This window comes from Paenibacillus hunanensis, assembly GCF_014645615.1.
GTDB lineage: Bacteria > Bacillota > Bacilli > Paenibacillales > Paenibacillaceae > Saccharibacillus > Saccharibacillus hunanensis.
In genome coordinates this window covers 533,500-555,214 of record NZ_BMMB01000004.1, presented here as the reverse complement: position 1 = coordinate 555,214, position 21,715 = coordinate 533,500, and the positions used below count along the sequence as shown (strand labels likewise).

Annotated in this window: 21 protein-coding genes; 6 read left to right on the top strand and 15 right to left on the bottom strand. The window is 43.7% G+C overall.

Going from position 1 to position 21,715, the window contains the following annotated elements:
• Window positions 1-19: 19 nt before the first annotated feature.
• Window positions 20-706, top strand: a complete 687-nt coding sequence (locus tag IEX62_RS11180) for a response regulator transcription factor (protein WP_188775571.1) — start codon at window positions 20-22, stop codon at window positions 704-706.
• Complete coding sequence (locus tag IEX62_RS11175; protein ID WP_188775570.1) at window positions 703-2,193, top strand: sensor histidine kinase; 1,491 nt, start codon at window positions 703-705, stop codon at window positions 2,191-2,193. Before IEX62_RS11180 ends, IEX62_RS11175 begins: the two co-directional genes overlap by 4 nt.
• Before the next feature lie 230 nt (window positions 2,194-2,423).
• Here IEX62_RS11175 and IEX62_RS11170 read toward each other — a convergent pair whose 3' ends face one another.
• Complete coding sequence (locus tag IEX62_RS11170; RefSeq protein ID WP_188775569.1) at window positions 2,424-2,708, bottom strand: hypothetical protein; 285 nt, start codon at window positions 2,706-2,708, stop codon at window positions 2,424-2,426.
• 400 nt (window positions 2,709-3,108) lie between these two features.
• Here IEX62_RS11170 and IEX62_RS11165 point away from each other — a divergent pair, with 400 nt between their 5' ends.
• Window positions 3,109-4,212, top strand: coding sequence for a WD40 repeat domain-containing protein (locus IEX62_RS11165; protein WP_229685723.1), 1,104 nt, complete (start codon window positions 3,109-3,111; stop codon window positions 4,210-4,212).
• Between the two features lie 347 nt (window positions 4,213-4,559).
• On the opposite strand, the gene IEX62_RS11160 is transcribed toward IEX62_RS11165, so the two are convergent.
• The 4 genes from IEX62_RS11160 to IEX62_RS11145 all read right to left on the bottom strand — a co-directional run bounded on the left by IEX62_RS11160 (window position 4,560) and on the right by IEX62_RS11145 (window position 10,668).
• Window positions 4,560-7,679, bottom strand: coding sequence for an efflux RND transporter permease subunit (locus IEX62_RS11160; protein WP_188775568.1), 3,120 nt, complete (start codon window positions 7,677-7,679; stop codon window positions 4,560-4,562).
• Entirely contained in the window at window positions 7,676-9,154 is a 1,479-nt protein-coding gene (locus IEX62_RS11155; RefSeq protein WP_188775567.1) for an efflux RND transporter periplasmic adaptor subunit, read from the bottom strand. The genes IEX62_RS11160 and IEX62_RS11155 overlap by 4 nt, the downstream gene beginning before the upstream one ends.
• A gap of 94 nt (window positions 9,155-9,248) precedes the next feature.
• Window positions 9,249-9,899 (bottom strand): TetR/AcrR family transcriptional regulator, encoded by a 651-nt coding sequence (locus IEX62_RS11150; RefSeq protein WP_188775566.1) that lies wholly within the window; start codon window positions 9,897-9,899, stop codon window positions 9,249-9,251.
• A 445-nt stretch (window positions 9,900-10,344) separates the two neighbouring features.
• Complete coding sequence (locus tag IEX62_RS11145) at window positions 10,345-10,668, bottom strand: hypothetical protein (RefSeq protein WP_188775565.1); 324 nt, start codon at window positions 10,666-10,668, stop codon at window positions 10,345-10,347.
• A 241-nt stretch (window positions 10,669-10,909) separates the two neighbouring features.
• Here IEX62_RS11145 and IEX62_RS11140 point away from each other — a divergent pair, with 241 nt between their 5' ends.
• Window positions 10,910-11,161 (top strand): hypothetical protein, encoded by a 252-nt coding sequence (locus IEX62_RS11140; RefSeq protein WP_188775564.1) that lies wholly within the window; start codon window positions 10,910-10,912, stop codon window positions 11,159-11,161.
• Between the two features lie 47 nt (window positions 11,162-11,208).
• Here IEX62_RS11140 and IEX62_RS11135 read toward each other — a convergent pair whose 3' ends face one another.
• Entirely contained in the window at window positions 11,209-11,448 is a 240-nt protein-coding gene (locus IEX62_RS11135) for a hypothetical protein (protein ID WP_188775563.1), read from the bottom strand.
• A gap of 165 nt (window positions 11,449-11,613) precedes the next feature.
• Between IEX62_RS11135 and IEX62_RS24010 the strand changes: the two genes are divergently transcribed.
• Complete coding sequence (locus IEX62_RS24010) at window positions 11,614-11,940, top strand: helix-turn-helix domain-containing protein (protein WP_188775562.1); 327 nt, start codon at window positions 11,614-11,616, stop codon at window positions 11,938-11,940.
• 31 nt (window positions 11,941-11,971) lie between these two features.
• Here IEX62_RS24010 and IEX62_RS11125 read toward each other — a convergent pair whose 3' ends face one another.
• From IEX62_RS11125 to IEX62_RS11090, 8 genes are all read right to left on the bottom strand, one after another.
• Window positions 11,972-13,849, bottom strand: coding sequence for a DUF3732 domain-containing protein (locus IEX62_RS11125; protein WP_188775561.1), 1,878 nt, complete (start codon window positions 13,847-13,849; stop codon window positions 11,972-11,974).
• Entirely contained in the window at window positions 13,846-14,328 is a 483-nt protein-coding gene (locus IEX62_RS11120; protein ID WP_188775560.1) for a three component ABC system middle component, read from the bottom strand. The genes IEX62_RS11125 and IEX62_RS11120 overlap by 4 nt, the downstream gene beginning before the upstream one ends.
• The gene (locus tag IEX62_RS11115; RefSeq protein WP_188775559.1) at window positions 14,321-15,583 is read right to left on the bottom strand and encodes an ABC-three component system protein; all 1,263 of its coding nucleotides are present in this window, start codon (window positions 15,581-15,583) and stop codon (window positions 14,321-14,323) included. Before IEX62_RS11115 ends, IEX62_RS11120 begins: the two co-directional genes overlap by 8 nt.
• A 70-nt stretch (window positions 15,584-15,653) precedes the next feature.
• Window positions 15,654-16,220, bottom strand: coding sequence for a restriction endonuclease (locus tag IEX62_RS11110; RefSeq protein ID WP_229685722.1), 567 nt, complete (start codon window positions 16,218-16,220; stop codon window positions 15,654-15,656).
• Window positions 16,221-16,266: 46 nt separating this feature from the next.
• Window positions 16,267-18,231, bottom strand: coding sequence for a 3'-5' exonuclease (locus IEX62_RS11105; RefSeq protein ID WP_188775558.1), 1,965 nt, complete (start codon window positions 18,229-18,231; stop codon window positions 16,267-16,269).
• Between the two features lie 384 nt (window positions 18,232-18,615).
• On the bottom strand, window positions 18,616-19,128 hold the full coding sequence (locus tag IEX62_RS11100; protein WP_188775557.1) for a GNAT family N-acetyltransferase: 513 nt from the start codon (window positions 19,126-19,128) through the stop codon (window positions 18,616-18,618).
• Between the two features lie 22 nt (window positions 19,129-19,150).
• Window positions 19,151-19,390 (bottom strand): hypothetical protein, encoded by a 240-nt coding sequence (locus IEX62_RS11095; protein WP_188775556.1) that lies wholly within the window; start codon window positions 19,388-19,390, stop codon window positions 19,151-19,153.
• Between the two features lie 50 nt (window positions 19,391-19,440).
• Complete coding sequence (locus tag IEX62_RS11090; RefSeq protein ID WP_188775555.1) at window positions 19,441-19,902, bottom strand: SMI1/KNR4 family protein; 462 nt, start codon at window positions 19,900-19,902, stop codon at window positions 19,441-19,443.
• A gap of 93 nt (window positions 19,903-19,995) precedes the next feature.
• Here IEX62_RS11090 and IEX62_RS11085 point away from each other — a divergent pair, with 93 nt between their 5' ends.
• Window positions 19,996-20,613, top strand: coding sequence for a hypothetical protein (locus IEX62_RS11085; RefSeq protein WP_188775554.1), 618 nt, complete (start codon window positions 19,996-19,998; stop codon window positions 20,611-20,613).
• A gap of 405 nt (window positions 20,614-21,018) precedes the next feature.
• On the opposite strand, the gene IEX62_RS11080 is transcribed toward IEX62_RS11085, so the two are convergent.
• A complete protein-coding gene (locus IEX62_RS11080) occupies window positions 21,019-21,399 on the bottom strand; it encodes a DUF3139 domain-containing protein (RefSeq protein WP_188775553.1) in 381 nt (126 codons plus the stop codon).
• Between the last annotated feature and the right edge of the window lie 316 nt (window positions 21,400-21,715).

Sequence of the window (21,715 nt, the reverse complement as noted above, 5' to 3'; positions counted from 1 at the left end):
ATGGGAAAGGAGCCTGTCCATGTCTACACGTGTGCTGATTGCGGATGATGAAGCTGCCATTCGCAACTCGATTGCCTACGCGCTCAAACGGGAGCATTTTACAGTCGAGACGGCAACCGATGGCAGAGACGCGCTAGTGCGTGTAGAACAGTTCCGTCCGGATGTGCTCGTGCTTGATGTGATGATGCCTGAAATGGATGGCTATGAAGTATGCCGCAGGCTGGAGCAACGCCGCGGCTTAGGCATTGTCCTGCTAACTGCACGCGATGATGTGATTGACCGTGTGCTGGGTTTGGAGCTTGGTGCGGATGACTATGTTGCCAAGCCTTTTGATATTCGTGAATTGATCGCACGGATCAAGGCGCTCGCTCGTCGTGTGGATCGGGAAAATGCACCCCCACCACTCGATGAGCCGCGAACACTCGGCCCACTCACCGTACAGCCTGCCAGTCGTGAAGCGCGAATCGATGGTCAGTCACTGGAGCTTACGCCCAAGGAATTCGATCTGTTGCTGCTGTTGGCTACACATCCCGGACGTGTATATACACGAGATGAGCTACTGGAGCTGGTCTGGGGAATGGATTATTTAGGCGAGACACGTACCGTTGATATTCATATTCAACGACTGCGCAAGAAGCTTGATCCGCACCAGTCACTATTGCAAACGGTTTACGGGATCGGCTATCGCTCGGAGCCGCAGGCATGAGAGCACGTTCACTGCTTCACCCTCGGCTCGGCTTACGCTGGAAATTCCCATTGCTGCTCGGTGCCCTGCTGTTATTTACCGTTACTGTGCTTAGTCTACTTGTACTATCCGGTATTCGCAGTAATCAGCAGCAGCAGACAGAACAGCTCTTGCTACGCCAGAGCGATCTGATGCAGCTGCGTATTCAGCAGGCGTATTTGAGTGGCGAGCGATTATCTCCGCTATTATTTATGCAAAGGCGAGCAGCTGAGCTGGCGGTTGATCTGGGTGCAGCCAGTAATATGCGAGTGATTGTATATGATCGAAACGGCGAGCTACGCGGTGATTCTTTGCCGCTGGCTCGCCGTAGTGATGTGAGCGCAGCGATGCGATATGCACTGCAAGGACAGACCGCGTATATTACGGAAGGCTCGAATGTGCTGTATTTGGCACCTGTCTATGGTGCCGATCAGCTGCTCGGTGTGATTCAGCTACACCTATCGATTGCAGAGCAGCAGGAGTTTTACCATAATATGCTCATGCTCTGTCTATGGACAGGTGCCGCTGTACTTGCCAGCAGCTTCCTCATCGGCTGGCTGTACATTCATCGGCAGACCCGTGACATTCATACCTTAATGACGGAAGCTCGTGCAATCGCTCGTGGTCGTTACCCAGACGAGCAGCATGCCCTGCTCAAGCGCTCCGATGAGCTAGGTGAGCTAGGTGACAGTATTACTGAGATGGGCGGCATGATCGAGCGAAGCATGAATTTATTAGAGCAGGAGAAGCTACAGCTACAGCAAGCGGTAACCAAGCTCTCTGCACTGGAGCAGCTGCAAAAGGCATTCATCGGCAATATTAGCCATGAGCTAAAAACGCCTGCCACCTCCATCCAATCGTATGCCGACCTGCTAGGGATGTATGGGGATGATCCTGAGCTAGTGCGTGAAGCAAGCGCGAGCATTTCATCTGAAATTCGTCGGTTGATTGAGCTCATTGAGGATTCGATCCGCTTATCGCTGCTGGATAAATACGACTTCGAGCTGCATCCTGAGCAGGTACAGCTGAATGAGCTAATCGAGGACGCCGCCGCTCGAACACGCGGCAAAGCGACCAGTGCAGGCATCCAGCTTGATGTGAAGCTCGATCAGTCGGTGCAGCTGCTTGCTGATCCGAAGCATCTGATGCATATTTTGCTCAATCTACTCGACAATGCCGTTAAATACAATCTTCCCCAGCATGGCTGGATTGTAGTCGAAAGTCAGCTTCGCGATGAAATCGTGCAAATTCGCATTCGTAGCTCTGGCCCGATGATTCCAGCGGATCAGCAGGAGCTCGTATTTGAGCCGTATACCACGCTGAGCCAGAATCGCTCGCGTACGAGTAGCGGTACAGGGCTTGGCTTGCCACTCGCACGACGTCTTGCCCAGCGAATGGAGGGCAATCTGTATATCGCCTCATCCGATGAGCATGGCAATGTATTCGTACTGGAAATGCCGCTTCGGTAAGCGACAATCTACCTATGAAACCATACATTCTCTATAGCCTGTCGCTTATTACGCCCTATGTTGTATCCTGCTATAATGCAAAAAGGAACCCCATTGCTGTTCATACATGCAATGGGGTTCCTTTCATCATGATTCGCTTATTCTTCCCTATGTGTGCAACTCTCGTTATGCCTATTTCGTTCAAGCGCTGACTTCATCAGTCACCTGTTGTCATGGGCATAAGCAATGAGCTATATCTGTTCTGCACGCTCACCCAGTATACGCTCTTCAATCAGGTCAATACCCTGCGGTGTGATAGAGAAGTGCATATAGCCCACCACGTCCTTGATATCGATCAAGCCTTTTTTGTGTAAATAATCATAAGCGAGGCGCGTTTCTTTGTCTGTTAATGGCCCTACATTTTTCTTCGGTCCAGGCAAGTGAAACGAACGCTCTTCCGGTCCAAAATGATACTCATATAAATCCTGCAAAAGCTGTATACGCAGCCGTTGTCTGTCTCTAATGTTATCGTTCATGCTATTCACCTCCACATGATATCGGCATGGCGTCCACTCCTGCTTGCAGGTCGTACGGCATTTCCCAGGCTCATTATAATTGCAACGATACCAGCGATTCGCTACGATCCTAGCGCGAGCAAGAAGCTTGCTTCACCGGATACTCCAAGCTCCTACAAGCAGACGATAGGTGTAATGACTGCGCTTCCTGTTCATCATACCATGAACAACACATTTGCACGATTCAATAACGAAAGATCCCAATCGATAGCTGTTTACAAGTTCGATACAATTGTACATATCACCGAGATGTGCAGATGATACGCTAAGGACACACGAAAGACCGCAGATGATAGGAATGCTGAAATGGGTAGTATATCATCTGGTCGGATCATTATTTAGATACAGGAGTTGAATTGTTATGATGTACCCCCGCGGGCTGCGCTCAGCCCATTCTGCCCCCACACCTCACTTATTCAAAGGAACACATCGGCGTAAACGCTACAGCAAGCTACTTGCAAGCTGTGCTGTACTAAGCCTGTTGCTATTAGCTGGTTGCGGTAATGATCAGAATCTAACCGTCGTCGATCAAGCGGCAAGCAGACCTGTAGAGCCTACAATCAGTCTCTCTTCACTGGACAAGCTGGACGATGCCTATGGTCGTTCCTGGCTATCTGCGGATGAGATTATTATCGATCGTGGCAATCGATTGATTGTGCATAATGCCGCTACAGGGAAGGAGCATCCACTCACACCACATCGCAAAGGCATTCAGCTGCTTGCCGAGGCTTCACCGGATGCGAAGCATGTATTTTTTACAGAGGGTGTAGAGAATGACCGTTATACGATCAAGGGCTATATTCTCGATATCGAATCCGGCGATATCGTAACGATTGGTAATATCGATATGGTCAATGAGTTCAAATGGGCGGATAATTCCCATCTGATCAGCGGTACACCGGATACTGGCTTACAGATCATTGACCTGCAAGGTCATAAAACGACGCTCAAGCTTCAAGGCGATAACATCAAAGATACGATCATGCAGGTACAGCAGGTTAATGGAACGATCTATTTCGTAGGTGGCTCTGCACTAAATCGTGTAGAAGAAGGTAGCCTACAGTCCAAGTCGATTGCGAGTGATGTGTGGAACTTTGACGTTGCACCTGATGGTCAATCGATCGTCATTCAGCAGGTCGGTCATAAGGAATCGGAGCCGGGCAAGCTAACGGTGATCGATAATAACGGTAAGGTGCTTGGCAAAGTTGCTGAAGGCACACTACTCGGTCGACCCGCATGGTCACCAGATGGCAGCATGCTCGCCTTCTCCATTTATCAGGAAAGCCAGCAAGGTATGAAAGGGCTGTACATTTTCAATCGCAGTACCGGAACGACGACTCCGGTTACGACTGAATTTCAGGCGTATAATACCTCAATTCGCTGGAGTCCCGACAACCGCCGGATATCACTGTATGCAGAGGATAACGGTGTAGTGACTGCATTGATCGGTATTGATGTGAAATAATAGCGTCTCTATTACTTTTCTACCTCATTTCGATAAGCTACGGTTCCGCGTGTGTTTATAAAAAAGCAGCTCCTGCTATTCCTGCCTTTACTGGCACTGGAACCGCAGGAGCTGCTTCTTTTATGAACTGTTATCTCATCAGGGTTATCTTATCTATTGATCATTTAAGCATGGAAGAAAGGCTGTTCACTAAAGGCTAAAGGCGAATGAATGCTTGATCATTATTGTATTCTAATATCCTGTATGCGGTGTAGCGGTATAGCTCCCATTGTACCTAAATCGTACTCAAATACCCACACAGGAGCAAGTATCACGAATGATTACACCATTTATGCAAAAGGAGTACATTACCACTCCTTCAGCCTTTCCTCCAATTGTGCCTCCTGCTCTGCTTTGCGTGCTTTCCGCTTGTCGTTATAACGCGCTAGTACCATATACAGTGATGGCACGACGAACAAGGTAAGCAATGTCGAAAATACCAATCCGAATACAATCGCAATCGCCAGCGGACGGAATAACTGTTCACCCACCGTTGCCATTGGCAATAGTGCAACAATCGCGGCCAGCGAGGTAAGCAGGATCGGTCGGAAACGAGCAGATGCAGCCTGAATCACAGCTTCTTTCATTTCGAGTCCCTCATGACGTGCATCTTCGATAAACTCAATCAATACAATCCCGTTTCGCACAACAATCCCTGCGAGTGCAATCACACCCATAATCGACATAAAGCCTATCGGTGTCTGACTAATAAATAGACCTAACACCCCTCCGGCAGCCGCCAGATACACGGTCGTCATAACGATCAGCGGAATCCACATCGAATAGAATTGCATCGCGATCAAAATAAAGATCAATACAACGACGATCGCAAATAACTTCGCCAGATCGATAAAAATATCACTTTGCTTCGATGTCTCACCGCCAACTTCCCATGAATAGCCTGGTGGGAAATTAATTTTCGCCATGCCGACATTCACATCCTGCATCACTTCTGTTGCTGTACGTCCAGTCACATCCGCCTCAATCGTATTGGAGCGCGACAGATTATAATGGTTAATCTGCTTGATCGAGAACGCTGGATGAATATTCACGAGCTGTGTCAGCGGCACCTGTACATTATTCGAGTTCGTCACATTCACCTGCTGGAACAGAATCGCCGGGTCGGTCGATGGCGCATCCTTCATAAAGATTTTGATATCTACCAGATCGCGTCCATTATCGAACTCGCCCACCTTCACACCTGTACCTGTCATGAGTAGCGTACGCGTTAGATTTTCATACGTTACATTGTAGCGATCCATTGCTGCACGATTCACTTCAAAGTCCAGCGTATAATCCTGCACGCCCATCGTATCGCTAATATTGCTCGTTCCATTCGTTGAAGCTACGACATTTTTCACCTGATCAGTCAGCTTGCGCAGCTCCTTCAGATCGGTACCGAGAATACGGATGGAAACAGGCTTCCCTACTGGAATACCCAGCTCGGTCTGCGTTACCGATGTGGTCACCTGCGGGAACATCTGCTTCAATTGCTGCGGCCAATTCGCTACAGCAGCGGTACTATCGAGCTTTCCAAGCTCGCCCTTGAGTAGTACCTCGCCCTGATTGGTCGAGAAGGAAGCGATATTCGTAATATTGTAAAAGAGCGGTGGCGCGGTTCCACCGGATGCAGACGATACCGCTTCTACACCGGGCTGCTTTTGCGCCCATTTGGCAATCTGACGCACGGTGCTATCGGTGTCCTCAATCGACGAACCCGTTGGCATCGTGATCTTGATCGTCAGCTCTGGATTACTGGAGCGCGGGAACAGCTGCACCGGCGTGAACATCGCCAATCCATAAATGCATGTACTCACAATCAAGCCCACCAGCGCCACTAGCATTGGACGCTTCAACACCTTCGGCATCAAGCGATGTGCATAGCTATCCGAGACACTCTGAATCTGCTTGCCGAGCAAGCCCGCTGGCTTGTTGTTCGCACGCTTTTTACCTTTTAAAATATTGCGTTTCTCATACCAGATCCGGAAGATCGGAATAACCGTGAGCGACATTGCCATCGATGCGAGCATAGCAAGGGAAATCACGACTGGAATCGGCTTAATAAATGCACCCACATCGCCTGTTAAGAACATCAGCGGTGCAAAAGCCGCAATCGTTGCCAGCGTCGCCGTCAGAATCGAGATCGCGACCTCCTTCGTCCCGTTGATCGCCGCTTCATAAGGGCGCTCTCGTAGCACGAATAGCCTGCGTTCAATATTATCGTTAACGACAACCGCATCATCGACGAGTATACCGAGTACGATAATCAGACCGACAACGGTAATCTGATTCAGCGTAATATCCATTCCCGGCAGGAACATCATCGCTATCGCAATCGAGATCGGAATCGCCAGTGCGACAAAGGAAGACGTGAGCAGATTCAAGCCCATCATACAGACCACGATCACGACAGCAATCGCAATCATCATCTCTACGAACAGATTGTGGAAAATACGATCCGTTTCGTTCTTTTGCGCGAATAGAGAATCGATTTTCAGGTTAGATGGTAGGGTCGTCTTGAGTTCATCCATCTTCGCGTTCACACGCTCATACATGGATGGCACATCCGAGCCAACCTCACTATTAATCTGAATCGAGATCGATGGCTGTCCGTTATAGTAGCTGTTATACTCTACCTTTTCATTCGCCATCTGGACGCTAGCTACATCCTTCAAGTAGACAGGCGTGCCATTGTCCGACTTGAATACGACTACCTTTTCCAAGCTGGACGCATCATGATCGACCGGTACGGTCAGCTGGTAGCTACGCTTCTCATAATCGAGCGTACCTGTTGGAACGCGGTCATTTTCCTTTTGCACAGCATTCAGAATCGATTCCCATGGAATGCCATATTGCTGGAGCTTGGACATATTCGCTTCGATCCGCACCTGCTGCTTCGGCAAGCCTGTAATCGCTACATCCGTCACACCCGGAACCGAGCGTAGCTGATCGCGCCAATCGGTCATCAAGTCCTGTAGCTTCCATAGATTCTGCGCACTATCACCATAGATGGCGAATGACTGGACGAAGGCTTTGGTCAAATTATCATTAATGACTGGCGCATCTGCACCATCTGGCAAATCTGCCTTCGCATCTTCAACCTTCTTACGCAGCTCGCTCCACACGGTTGGGGCATCCGCGGTTGGCTGTGTCTCCAGTGTAATGACAGATACACCTGACATCGATACCGAGCTGACCGTCTTGAGATTGGATACTTCCTTGATCTTCGACTCCAGTACCCTCGTCACAGTGGTCTCGATCAGCTCTGGTGTAGCTCCTGCATACACCGTCGTAACGGTCGCTTGCTTCACCACGATATCCGGCATGAGCTGCTTCGGTAAGCCGAATCCGCTAAATGCCCCGATCCCGATCAGCAGTGCGAAAAAAAGCAGTGTAATCTTGCTCTTCTTAACGAGATATGGAATCATTGTGCACTGCCTTCCTGCGATCCACTGGTGGCATTCGTACCTCCGGCAGCCTGCGCTGTAATGCTATCACCATCCATCAATCGATCGGCACCTGAGGTGACGATCGTATCGCCAACCTTTAAGCCGTCGGTAATGACGAGCTTGTTGTCCATCAGATCACCTGTTTTCACAGGGGTACGTACAGCCTTGCCATTGACACTGCGGTATACATACGGTGAATCGTCCATGCTGACTACCGCTTCGACAGGCACCATAATGCCCTTTTTGGACTGTACATCGCGCGATGCCTTCACAACCTGACCTGGCTTCCAATCCTGCTTCGGATTGCTCAGCTGTACCTCTACGTTAATCGTACCGGTATTGTCATTCGTCTTCGGATAGATATTTGTGACGCGTCCGGTACGCTGTTCATCATATAGACTCAAACTCACCTGCTGACCCGTCTTCCACTGTGCAATCTGTTCATCCGGTACAGGCAATAGCACCTTTAACTGATTGATCTGACCGATTGTAAAAGCAGTCGTGCCTGCTGCAACCGTCTGTCCGACCGAGATGTCCTTCTCCAGTACAACACCGCTCACCTGAGACTTGAGCTGAGACTTGGATAATGCCAGCTTCGCCTGTGCGAGCGATACATTCGCCTGGTCATAGGAAGCCTGAGCCTGCTGTACGCTTGCCTGTGCTTGCTCGATACCTGCACTTGCTTGCGATACCTGTGCCTGAGCAGATTGTACACCTACCTGCGCCTGCTTCACCGCAGATGCTGCGCTCGCCCGATCCGAGCTACTCGCACCTGCCAGCGTTAAGGAGAGCTGCTGATTCGCATCGTCCAGTGCATCCTTCGCGGTAGCAAATGAAGTCTGTGCCTGCTCATTCTCCTGCTTCGTTAACAGTCCATTCTGGAACAATGTCTCTGCTCGCTCTGCGGCTGACTTCGCCTGATTATACGCCGCTTGCGCCTTGCTCACGGCATTACGCGCTTGCTGCTTCTCCTGCTCACGCGCACCATCCAGTACGCCCTGCTGCTTCGCCTTCGCACCTTCCACCTGCGCTTCAGCGGCAGATACGCCCGCTTGTGCTGCCGATCGAACCGCTGTTGCATTGCTCAGTGAAGCATTCGCCGCAGTCAAGCCTGCACTCGCTTGCTGTACCGCTTCCTGTGCCTCGCTTACCTTGAGCTGTAGATCAGCACTATCTAGCGCCGCAATTGACTGTCCCTTGTTAACCGAATCGCCAACATCTACACGGATGCTATCGACCGTACCACCAAGTTCAAAAGCAACCGGCGACTGCTGCACCGCAGCCAGTGTACCGGATAGATCATAGACTGCATTCAACGGTACAGATTGAACCTTAGCTACCGTCACCGTGCTTGCATTCGTGGATACAGGTTCAGCTTGCTTGCTTGAACAGCCTGCTACTAGTATGGTCAATGCCAGTCCTGCAACCCACAGGGGTTGTATTTTCTTCACCATCGTCTTGCTCCTCCATTTCCATATCCCAGCTTTACGTGGATCGCGTCATAACTTTTCTCTCTAGGTGGTGACTGTATATAGGATGTGTTCAACTTCAAGTAAGGAATCGATGCAGCATCTCGAACACTTCGTCATTGCTCAGCGGTTCGTTGTCCTTCTCCCAGTGCGTTGTCATCGCATCATACATATGAATGAGGACGAGTGAGGTTAGCTTCACATTCTCGATCGGACGAATCAGCTTCTGTGCAGCTGCCTGTTCCAGCAACTGGCCCACTGCGGTATTAACGACCGAATCGATGTGACAGAGCGCATTATGGGATGCAGTCGTTCCGAACTCCTGTAGCTCCTCAGCTAGACGATCAACGATCGTATGGTAACCACGGAAGCTAATACACGTATAGATCGCGCGATACATCCGATCCTTGCTATCCCCTTCGCTGTTAATAATCTCCTCTGCCTGACGCACCATCTCCGTCAGCGACACATCCAGAATCGCATTCAGAATCTCTTCCTTTGTCTCGAAAAAGAGATAGATCGTCCCTTTGCCAATACCTGCATTCTTCGCAATACGGTCAACCGTCGTTCCTTTAAATCCAAACTTGGAAAATACATCGCGTGCAGATTCAATAATTTTCATATAGCGCTCGTCCTGTGAATGACTCATCGTACGTTCCTCCTCTAACAACAAGTGATCTAGCATAAAAGATAATTTGATCGGTTCATCATCCCACAATAGCTCGTTCATCGCGTTCCCTCCTGTATCGCCTTACTGTCTGGATTCATCCCGTACCATTCAGAACAGGCGTAATCAGGCAGTAGACAGCGTTCTAGCCCTATTCAATAAGCGTGCAGATGAGTGGTTGTGTAGCGAAAACTTTTCGTGACCAAAAAACCATTTCGGTTCTGTAGTCAGAATATAGCATGCTTTCTGACTGAATGCAACTTTTACGTGGAGGTGGTTTAGTAGGGTGATCCGGAATAGAAAATGTTATGCAAATACATAAGAAAATACGCAGGGAAGATGCGTCTGAACAATACTACATGCAAAAAACCGGATGCATCTATCGCATCCGGCTTGTTACTTTTCTCGTAATTAGGATTATTCTCGTTATGAAATGGCGTCATACCGTCTTGCTCTAGGATATGCTACGCCTTATACACGGCTCATTCATTTATAGGCTATCCACAATCTAAAAATTCTCATTCAATATCCACTCTGCCTTCGCATCATCCGGTCGGAAATGCGTAAACACCTGATTCATCGCATGACGAATCGCCGCTTCTGGTGTATGCTGCCCCGCCTGTTCTAAAATGTAAGGCGCTGCCTCACTGCCTGGCTGGTAAAAGTGACTGACATCATGGTAATACTGCTCATCCCGTCCCTGCTTGATCCGCACAGCAATACGTGTCTTCCCGAGCTTCGCATGCTGCACCCAGACCTCCCATTCGCCTACGATCGTATAACGATCGACAATATACTCATAATCATCAAATAGCTTGATTATCTCATTCATTGGTTAACCCTCCGTTTGTAGAAATCAAGGTAGTGGAGCTGTTTGCAGGTTGTATTGTGATATGGTGATGTAATGGCTGCAACAGCTCTCATGAGTACGTATTATAGTTGGGTGAGTTGGGGGAAGTCAAATTTTGCTTGGTGTGCTTGATGGTAGATGGCTCTGTACTCTATTGCCATGTACATAAGTTTTAATATGCTCGTTAAATGTGTTAAACGAAAAGGAAAGGTAGATTGTGCTTATGACTGATGAAACGACTTATGATGAATTGATGGAATGGTTTACGATGCGACGGGAGATTGAATTTTTGTATAAAGGTGTTTCTTATGCCTTTCTATCTGTGAAAGGTGGCTTTATGCTGGTGCGTGAGAATCGTATTGTGACTGATGTGTATGTGGATTATATGGTATTGGCGCACGAAGTTGCTATTGATGGAGTACTTTTTCTGGAATTGTTTAAGAAGCAGGAAATTGAGATTACGATGGTATTTTAAGTAGTATAGGTTAGATTGATCTGCTGTAGCTTGGATGATGAATGTAACTAGGAGTCTTGGTCTTGCTGAATTTGAAAAGGAGCTGTCTTGCTCATGCTTAGGTATTGTTGGAAGCGTCTTATTTCATTCATTGCTTGCTGTTCTTCACTAAAGACACCAACGGTGAAGGCAGATTCTACTGTTCCATCTCCAGCGTAGGCAGATAGGACAGTAGTTGTGTCTGAAGTTTCAACAGTAAGAGCAAGAGCATTAACGCAGATTTTTTCGTTTTGACTGATGATCCACATATGTATAAATCTCCTTTATTACAAAATAAGAAGGCAACGCAACGATTGCTTCTTAGCTCATTATAGCAACATTTTGTTTCTTTTTCTATATAAAAGCAACGATTTGTTACCTCTATTCTTTTGGCTATTTTGTTACCTTATACTCTATTATATAGAGGTGATAACGTGCTGAATGGTGAACGACTAAAAAATGAGCGTGTATTGCAGAATCTGACTCAAGAAGATATGGCGAATAAATTAGGTATTACTCGACAGGCTTATGGTAATTATGAGACTGGAAAGAGGGATGTTGATTCGCAGACTCTTGTGAAGTTGTCTAATATATTGGATGTATCGGTTGATTATTTATTGGATTTATCTGAGAAAAAAAGAAGAGATTATAAAAATAATAGTGATGGATTTAAAATGGATTTCCACGATTGGAACAAAGAAGAACTTCAACTTGCTAAAATAGTAGTAGACGGTTTAAGAAAAATTAGGATTGTAAAATAAAAGTGCCTGACTTAAACGTCAGGCACTTTCTTTAAATTAGCCATTCCGGTATTAAGGCATTACCATTCTCAAACTCACGATCTACTAATACAACATTTTCTAATCCTGCCTCTGTCCAAATTGTTGAAGGAATATGTTCCAACACAATAATTTGAAAATCAGCTTCGTAATTAATATTCATTTTGCTTATAAAGGTATTTAGTAATTTAAACGCTGTAGTAATTTTACTCTTATCATCCGCAGGAATTTCCATCCAATCCTTAGTATTTTCCTGCTTTTTTTCTTTATCACCATAATAAGGTCTGCTTGGTTGATCTAAAATTAACAAACTAGGAACAAAAGGAGCTTTGTTAAAAATAATTAATTCATGTAATCCTAACATAAAACATAAATGCATAAACATATGATTAGAACTACTACCAACAATTGACGAAACCAAAGCACCAGGCTTTTTTAAATGAAGATTTTTTTCTTTATAGTTAAAAACAGGTAAGTAATCTTGATAAATTCCAAATACTTCTCCAGATTCACGCAAATAGTTACCAATAAATTCTTCTAATAAATTTATCACTAACTCTTTTTCAAGACTTTGTTTACCTAATTTTTCTTTTAAAGATTTTAGTTCAATTTGTGTTTGTTGAATTTTTTCCTCTTCAAAGTCGGGACTATCAACGTTACGATAAAACTCTAATTTTGTTTTTATCTCACCCATAAATATATATTTTTGAATTTCTGTTGCAAAATTTTCCTCATGAAGAGGATAATCTTCAAGCTTACTCATTACACCTTTTAGCTTTATTTTCAATTCTTTAATTTCATCTTCTACATTTATATCGAAAGGCTTTTTAGCAGTTATCTCTTTTTTTATGTCCCTCATTTCATTATTTAGAATGTTTATAATATCTTCTATCTCAGGATGTTTAATTATTAAACTATAATTACTTTTTATAAATTCTACTGGTTTTAGGCTTTCTAAATTTTCTTTTTCTAGTTCCTCGTACTTTTTGTACTGATCTTTAAATTTCTCTAAATTTCGCAGTTCTCTTTGAATTGTCCTTTTTTCATCTTGTAATGTATTAAATGTTTTTAGATTCTCCGAAGATTTCAAGTCTTTAATCTCAATAATTATCTTCTCAAGATTCAAAATATCACTCTCAAAGTTATTTATTTCTATAGGGATTAATTCAAATTCTTTAGCTTTTTTAATTAAATTTCTCATTTCTTTCTCATAAATATTAAATCTATTTTGAAGTGCCAACTTTTTTTTCTCAAATCTTACTAATTCTTTTTCTAAATTTTCAATTTTCTCTTTTATTAAAATGTTTTTCACATTATCGATCCCTGTAGCCAAATCAAATACACGATGAAGAGCTTCTACATATTTTACATCATTTGATTTATCGAAAAAAACTTCCGTATGATCAATGGTGTCTCCTGATTGAGTATTAAACAGAAAAAAATATCTCAAAGAAATTTTACTACCACTTTTGATTTTTTTCCCTCCATATGGTACTACAACATTGCTATCAATAGAAAATTCTCTTTCTATAATGCTTTTTAATTCATTCTCACCTATATTCATTCGCAATATATCAGGAACATCTCCCACTGCTGAAAAATAATATTGTTTGCTTGCATATCTATTTATATTTAATGCTCCCCTTGCAATAGTAAAAACTTTATCATTTACCTCAAATTTTATACCATACCATAAAATATTATCATTTATTTTCTCATCAGGAATTCTACTTTTACTTCCAAAGAAACAATAATCTATTATTTCAAGTATAACTGATTTTCCTGTCCCACTATCACCTGTTATTACATTAACTTTATTTGCTTCAAATTTGATTGTTCTTTTGTTTCCGTTTTTTAACCATAGGACTAATTCTTTTATTATAAATTTCATAGCTCCACCCTTAATTGTAAGTATAGATTTTCTTTTTTTTCATTCAATAATTTTGAAAGTTTATCAATTGCTTTTGTAACATCAAAAATTCTTTCGCCACAATTTTCTAGTGTAATATCCATAGGTTTCATCTCATTGACCAGCAACCAATCATTTTCGATAGATACCACTTCTAATTCGGCTAATAACATTATAGAATTTAACGAAACAGTAAGGAGAGAATAGTATCTGTCATTGAAATTCAAAAAAAATCTTGGTTTTTTGACTATAAACTCTTCAATTCCATTAATGCGAGTGTTCTCATTTTTTAAAAATTTCATTGTTTGTTTATGCGAAATAAAAGGCATTATTAATAAAGCTTTAGTTAGCTCTATAGTATTCATTTTCTTAATCACGTTATAAATTACTAGAGCAGCAAAAACTTCGTTATTATATATTTCTTTTTTCTCATTATACTTATAAAAAAAATCATTAATCATTTTTAACTCCCCTCTCAATTATATATTTTTCTTTCCATCGTAAATGCCATCCAATTTTAGGTATATTAGACAAAAAATAATATTGTCCATTACTCATTGCAGTATCTAGACTATGTTTCTCAAATTCAAGTATCTTTTTTCTTGTTTGATTGAAGCACGTAGCTGCAGCTTTTTCTAATTCACTTTCATTTAAATTGCTATCACCTTTATTTAATTGGATTATAAAATCTTGATGAGCTTCTTCGTGAATAATTTTCCAGGTCTCTACACTATTTGCATGGAATTTATTTATTTGATCTCTTGTAATCAATCCTTGCTTATGCCAATATTCAAAATTATTATGTGATTCCATCATGGCTGTTGTATATTCGAGCATTTGCTTTTGATTGTCTGGTGATAATAGATACATATCAATAAGTTGCTTGATGAACACCTGTTCTTTTAACGGTACGTTAATCTCTATTTCTTTGTTTATTCTAGGCAGTGAATTATCTTGCCCAGCTTCAAAAACCGTCCTAAACTCTTGATAAACATCTTCAAAACTAATTAATATTTTTTGTGCTTTTTTAGTATTAATATAATTTTTTTCTCTTAATTTACTATCTAACATGCTAAAAACATAATCTATTTTTTCGTTTTTCACATATTTAGTCCGTATTTTAGATTTTATTTTTTCTACTAAATCATCTTCATCTAAATTAAAATTAAAATTATTAAAAAATTTAGACAACCATTCCTTTTTTTGTAATAGTAATAACTGTATATACTTTTTGATTTTTTCATCTAAAGAAGTAGATCCTAATTGTTCTATATAATCGTACAAACCCTGAACTTTTAGTTTTCCAGATTTAAATTCTATTATCTTAGACAATAAAATATTTTGAGCATTACTAGATTTATTAGTTACTAATACGAAATTAGTTTTTTTAATGAACTCAAACTGTTTCGCCTGAGTGTTACGTCCTTCGATAGGATCATTTATTATATTGGTCCAAGTATAGATTGTCTTCCAAATATCCTTATCCATTTGGGTGATATTTATAGGAATGCCTTGAGCATTATTTTGTATTGTATGTTTTAATTGAATTAGTATTTGTCTACCATCATTTAAATCAATATGAACATCATCTTTTACCTCTAAGCCAATTGATTCTCCTTCTTCTAAGCCTAGTAAAAGATAAAGAAAATAATAATATTGGTAGTCGAATCCTACAGACTTATCATTTGCACTTGTTTTATCTTGAAATGAACTCAAAGTATCTCTCCTATCACTAATTTAATAACAACTACTACACTAATAATTTACTTGAATACATCCTTTGCTTTTATTTATTTTTCACTAGCAATATCATCTCCACCAACTCATCCCGCCCAATCAACCGTACATTATTAGACACCGCCAAATTCCTAGCCTGCTGCGTATACCCGCTGTTCGTCACAACCCAGCCAGCCGATGCTTTATAATGGGCAATTGCACCATGAACCTCTTGCACAGCCTTTAATCCAACATTCTTGCTATACCGCTTCGCTTGCACTACGATCTTCTCGCCATTGCGGCTAATCACCAGATCAGCACCGTAATCACCTTGCGCACGTGTCATATTTGCCTTGTATCCCTGCAAACGAAACAACTGTTCCAAATACTTCTCAAACTGAATCCCATCCATCTTGTCGATCTGTTCGATTCCTGAGCGCCGTAATCTTGATACTTTGGCTTCATGAATCAGATAAGCGATCATAGCGATGACAATCACGCCGATCACGATAATGACTGCCGCTGCCACCAGACTTTTCGTAAAATATAAAGTCCCTGACCCAATCAGTACAACAAGCGCTCCCATCGCATTAACGGTTTCCTGTTGCTGTTTCTTTTTGCTTCGTCTACGTGCCATGTCGACTTCCCCTTTTGCCTCTATTGTCTATTTAAAATAAATCCGATCATTTTCCCGTAGCCAGACGAGCCTTCTCATCCACCCACTTCGCGAACCCTTCCACCCGGCTATAACTCAAATACAAATACTCCATCGCCCGTGTCATGCCAATATAAAATCGCGACACTTCTTCATCCCATTCCTCATCCTTCGCCTTCTCTCTCGGCATGCCATCCACGTTCACGATGAACACCGCTCGGAAGTCCATTCCCTTCGCACTATCAATCGTCGAAATCTTCACGGTCGCTTCATAACGATCAAAGCGATCCTTCGTTCGTTTATTCTCAGCGAACCAGTTGAATGGAATCTCGCTTTGCTGCAAGCCTTGACGAATCGCATCGACGATAAAGGCGTTTTTGTAGCTTCCCTTCACCCGATACAGAATCGCCATATCAGCGTATGCAACCTTCTTTTCCCGATGCAAATACTGGATTTGCTCGGTCACCCACTTCATCTCGTCTTCGATCGACGAGCAGTGGCGCATCTGTGGCTCAGGGCCTTTGCGTTTGGTGCCTTGAGGTGGGATGATCTCTGCGACATCACTTGCGGTGATCGTATTCTGAAATTTGTCTTTGAGCTTGGAATGAGAGCGATAGAATTCCCATGCAAAATGAACGATCTGCGATGTGTTGCGATAGTTGATGTTTAATATTTTGGAACGTCCACGGAAATCGAGTCCGGTGTTACGAGAGAGACTGACTTTGCGGCGGAATATCTTTTGTGCTTTGTCCTCAACGATCACCAGGGATTGCGTGTCTGGATTCAGTGACTTTGTGATGAGCTCCAGCCATTGGTGTTCCAGATCTTGACCTTCGTCGATGAGAATCGCATCGTACTGTGGTGCAGTAATAGTTCCATTTTCCAGCTGATCCAGCAGCTCCTGAATTTGCCGTTCGTTTTCCTTTTCACTCATAGAGAATTTCAATGGAAAGTGCTTATACATCCAATCATGGAACGTACCAATCTCAAGCTGCTCCTGCCATGTCTCATTGGTCTGCTCGCCTTCACCTATTGCTTCCATTGCTGACCATTCGAATAGATCCTCCGGTTCGCGCAACTTGTGCATGATCATGCTACGAATATTGCACGATAACGGGCTACCGTAGCAGAGTACAAGAATGCGCCAATCGGGATGCTCTCGCAAAAGAGTGCGTGCTCGTGTAGCGAGCACCAGCGTCTTGCCACTTCCTGCCACGCCACGAATGAGTCGATGCCGATCGCCGAGCTGACGGGCAAGTGACTCCTGATGCAGATCCATCGCCTGAATATTATGTAACGACAGCAATACATCATCCTGGTAATAGCCGCGATGTTGAATATCTGCACGGATACGTACTTCGGGAAATAAGTGATACCGAATAGCTGTCATATCCTCCTCACTGAGCCACTGGCGTTGATGAAAAGGAATCGGGAACATATTACTCATCCGTTCGAGCAGATGATCTGCATCAAATTGCTCGTCATCTGGATCAATCTGCTCACGAGTGAGTACCAGATTGAGATCGATACAGCGATGAATTTCACTGCGAATCATATGCACTTCTTTCATCCGAGTGAAGACGACGCCATAGCCATAACGGAATTTGAGACTATTCGCATAAGCGCCTTCCTGCTGGAGCAGGTTACGGTCTTTTTTCAATTTATTATGAATATGGAAGGCGTAGTTACGCGCCTGAGTGATGGGGTTTTTCACGGTTTCCAAACTTCCGGTGCCTTTTTGTGTATGTAATTGCCATTCATCCGGGCTGAGCATGTGCAGCGTACTCTCGGTATAATCCTTTACCTCCAGTACGAGCAGACCGAGATCGGGGCCGATAATGACATAGTCTGGTCTTCGATGCTGACCGTTATTGATATGGGGTTCATAGTAGACAATATAGTTGTCGGGAAGATGTTTGCGGAAGGTGTTGAATAGAATGCGTTCTCCCTGGGTGGCTGAACCAGGAATCGTTTCTGGAATCATGTATGCCATATGTGCTATCTCCTTGTTGCCGCCGATTCCGCGCTACTTCTGCTCTGCTTCCAGTGCTTCTGGAATACTAACGGAGAATATATTTTAACTGTATAGGTATATGGACAGGTGCCATAAGAGGTGAATATATTGCTTAATCTTCTTCATAATACATCTTTTGCACTATTATGGAAATACCTATTTTGCTAGATTATGTATGAAATATATTTATTTTATTTTTTTTCAATTGATTCCTTTTTGTCTAATCGTCCCTGTTATGCATATATAGCAAAAGGCAGACCAGTGTAGACTGATCTGCCTTTTCGTATGATGTGTACCTTTTATAACGAATCTATCATTCCAAAGCGCTGTGACGTTCAGCTCTGATCCTACTCACCACTCTCACTACATGAGTTCCTTCTCCATCACAATCTTGAACATCCCCCGTGCATCGGTAACTGTATCTACAATATCGAATCCATATTGAATATTGAGCAGCAGCATATTGCGCCAGCGATTCATCGTCTTCGTCTGGACTTTGCGATATCCTTGCTCTCGCAGGTGCTCATGCTGCTCGTCCATAAGTCGGGATGCGATGCCCTGCTGACGATAGGCAGGATTGACACCGCCGAGCCAGCTGTAAAAGGTATGCTCATCTTCCATCAATGGATAGCCAATTTTATAGCCAACCACTTGATCTCCATCCAGCGCCACGATCATGAGTAGCTGATCCATATCCTGTATCGTGACATTATTATGTATTTTCTGAATCAGTCCAACGTCCTGTGGATCTGCGAATATCGACTCGTGCAGCCGGGCGATGCGCTGTAGCAGCTCGGCTTCGGGCAGTCCCTGCAATTTGCGGTATTGATAGGTTGTTGCATCGGTACTCGTACTCGCTTGCTCTGTATTCTTCATCTGAGTCAGCTCTCCCTCATCTTCAACGCTTTAGCGGTCGATTCGCCCAGTAACAAATGGCAAAAAAGGCACCCGCAATGATACTTACCAATGTCCCATTAAACAACGCATCCATAATATAGTCGCTCAGTGTTGAACGCATAACAGCACTTGGATCTGTTGTTGATACGGCTACGACTCGGTTCGCTAAAAAGGAATAAAACAAACCCGCTGCAAACCCATAGATCATGTACTTGATCAATAGCTTTTCAAATGTACTCATATAAACCTCCTGACTGCATATATGCTACTATGCTCTATCCATTTTTCCACTTAATATCCGCGTGTTGTCAGCATCTGCTCTACAAATTCGGCAAAACTTCTCGCATATACGTCTTCTGATCCGTCCAGCATATCGACACGCATAATCGGGTATTCTACCGCGATACCTGGCTCGTGGACAGGCGCACTTACATCCCAATAATAGCTCTCATCCTCATCTGGACGGTAGATGTATAATCTGCCATCCGGTATCCAATCTGCCTCTGCATCCAGACGATGGTTATACAGCAGATCATCGATCGCATCCTCGCGAAAATCTGGCGGTGCTAGACTATATACCCCATCCTGCCGATTGAAAAATAGTGATCCATAATGCGTCAGCCACCATACATATGAGTCCGGTAAACGATAGCCAAGCTCCTGCTCTGCCTCTGCAATCCATTCAGGTGAAGCTGCATTTTGGGTATGACTGTAAGGGTATTGCTCCAGACGTGCCTGCAATGAATGATACATCAATTCATCTCCGTTCTGCTTTATTTCTATGTACAAGAAATTTAGGAACAAAATGGATTTTCTTTCCGTCTTCTATTATAGGAGGTGGACGACATGAATAGAAGGAGAAATAGTAAGCTTTTTATGATATGTGTGCTGGTGATCGCCATTATTGGCTGTACCCAGCATACACCAGCAGCAGTTACAGGCAGTGTTCCACCTGATCAAGCGTCACCTGCATCTCCAATAACAGAAACGACAACAACCATGACACCAAAACATGAGACGACATCCCTGCAACCCTTATCTGATGATGTGTTGCCTGTATTACAGGTTAAAGCAGGCGACACTACAATTCCAGCTGTTCAAAGCTCCTATTGCTGGGGCACGAAGGGATGTGCTGATTTTGTAGGTGGCGCAGCGATGTTGAAAGGGCAGTCACTGCCTACGATTCAGGCTGGAACGAGTGTACAGCTGCACTTTCCTTACACACCTGAACCTGCGGTGATCGAGCTGGTTCAATATCCCCTTCGTCTATCTGAGGATACGAGTAATTCACATGTTCAAAGCACGGCTGATCAGCCTATCTCCATTACAATGCATGATGGAGCATTTCAAGCACCTCAGAAGGCAGGCGATTATTATTATGAGTTTGGGGCGAGCTGGATGACTGAGGATGGTAAGTATTCTAGCGGTCAGACCTCGTTTGTCTTTGGATTTACAGTGGGCTAAGCTTTGCTTCACTCGACTTTACTCTGCTCTGCTCTGCTCTGCTCTGCTCTGCTCTGCTCTGCTCTGCTCTGCTCTGCTCTGCTCTGCTCTGCTCTGCTCTGCTCTGCTCTGCTCTGCTCTGCTCTGCTCTGCTCTGCTCGAAAAAAGGATGCCATTTTGAATAATAAATACAATAGACAATCAGTGAATAATTTAAACAGAGCTTATCCACTTTTGGGATGATATGAATACGGGCACATCGAATCCATTTTATAAGATCACTGCCATAATACAAAACCTTGCATCTTCCAAAAAAGAAAAAGTACCTCCAGCCTCGTATCCCAACCTTTGACAAGGCGGCTCGTTGCTGGAGGTACTCCTATTGCTAGCTCTGCGATCTGCGGCACATTATCATACAATGACTACTTATTTCATAGCCAATTGCACTGGAATATGCTCTCGTGCTTCAATCTCTTCTTCTTTATGCTTATACGCATAGCTATGGTGTAGATCAATACCGTCACGTGGGCCAGCATTATACTGGGTGATCATGCCATCATTTCGTGTATAGAAATAACGCGCATCCGGATCATCCTTAAAATGCACCTCTACCCCGATCATCGGACTCAGTCCAAAGCTGGCTTTCATATAATCGATATCCTCCACACTATACTGTCGCTCATTCACCAGATAGGCTTCGACCTGTCGTTCCAGTCTGGCTTCACTGGCAAAGGCACTGATCCAGATCACGGCAGCAACTAATAATAGTGTACTAAATACCAAATTGCGCTTATCAAACGTTCCCATCTCTCTACCCCTCCGTTTCAGAATGGGCATCTGCATCACAGCAATGCTGGAATAGAGCATATGTCACTTGAATAATAATCGCTATTCTACAGATGCGGCATATGATGATGTACAGATTGTTCCTTAACTGTTCATACGCATAGACGAATATAACGTTTCATATTTTTGCTCAAATTTCGTTATTTTAGACGATATGAGGCGAAATAAGTTCATTTTGATTAAATACATATGTAATGTTGTACATGGGCAATCCTTAGATTTTCCAATCCTTTATGGAATCAAAGCCTATATAACTGCTTACTTGTATAGAATCCAG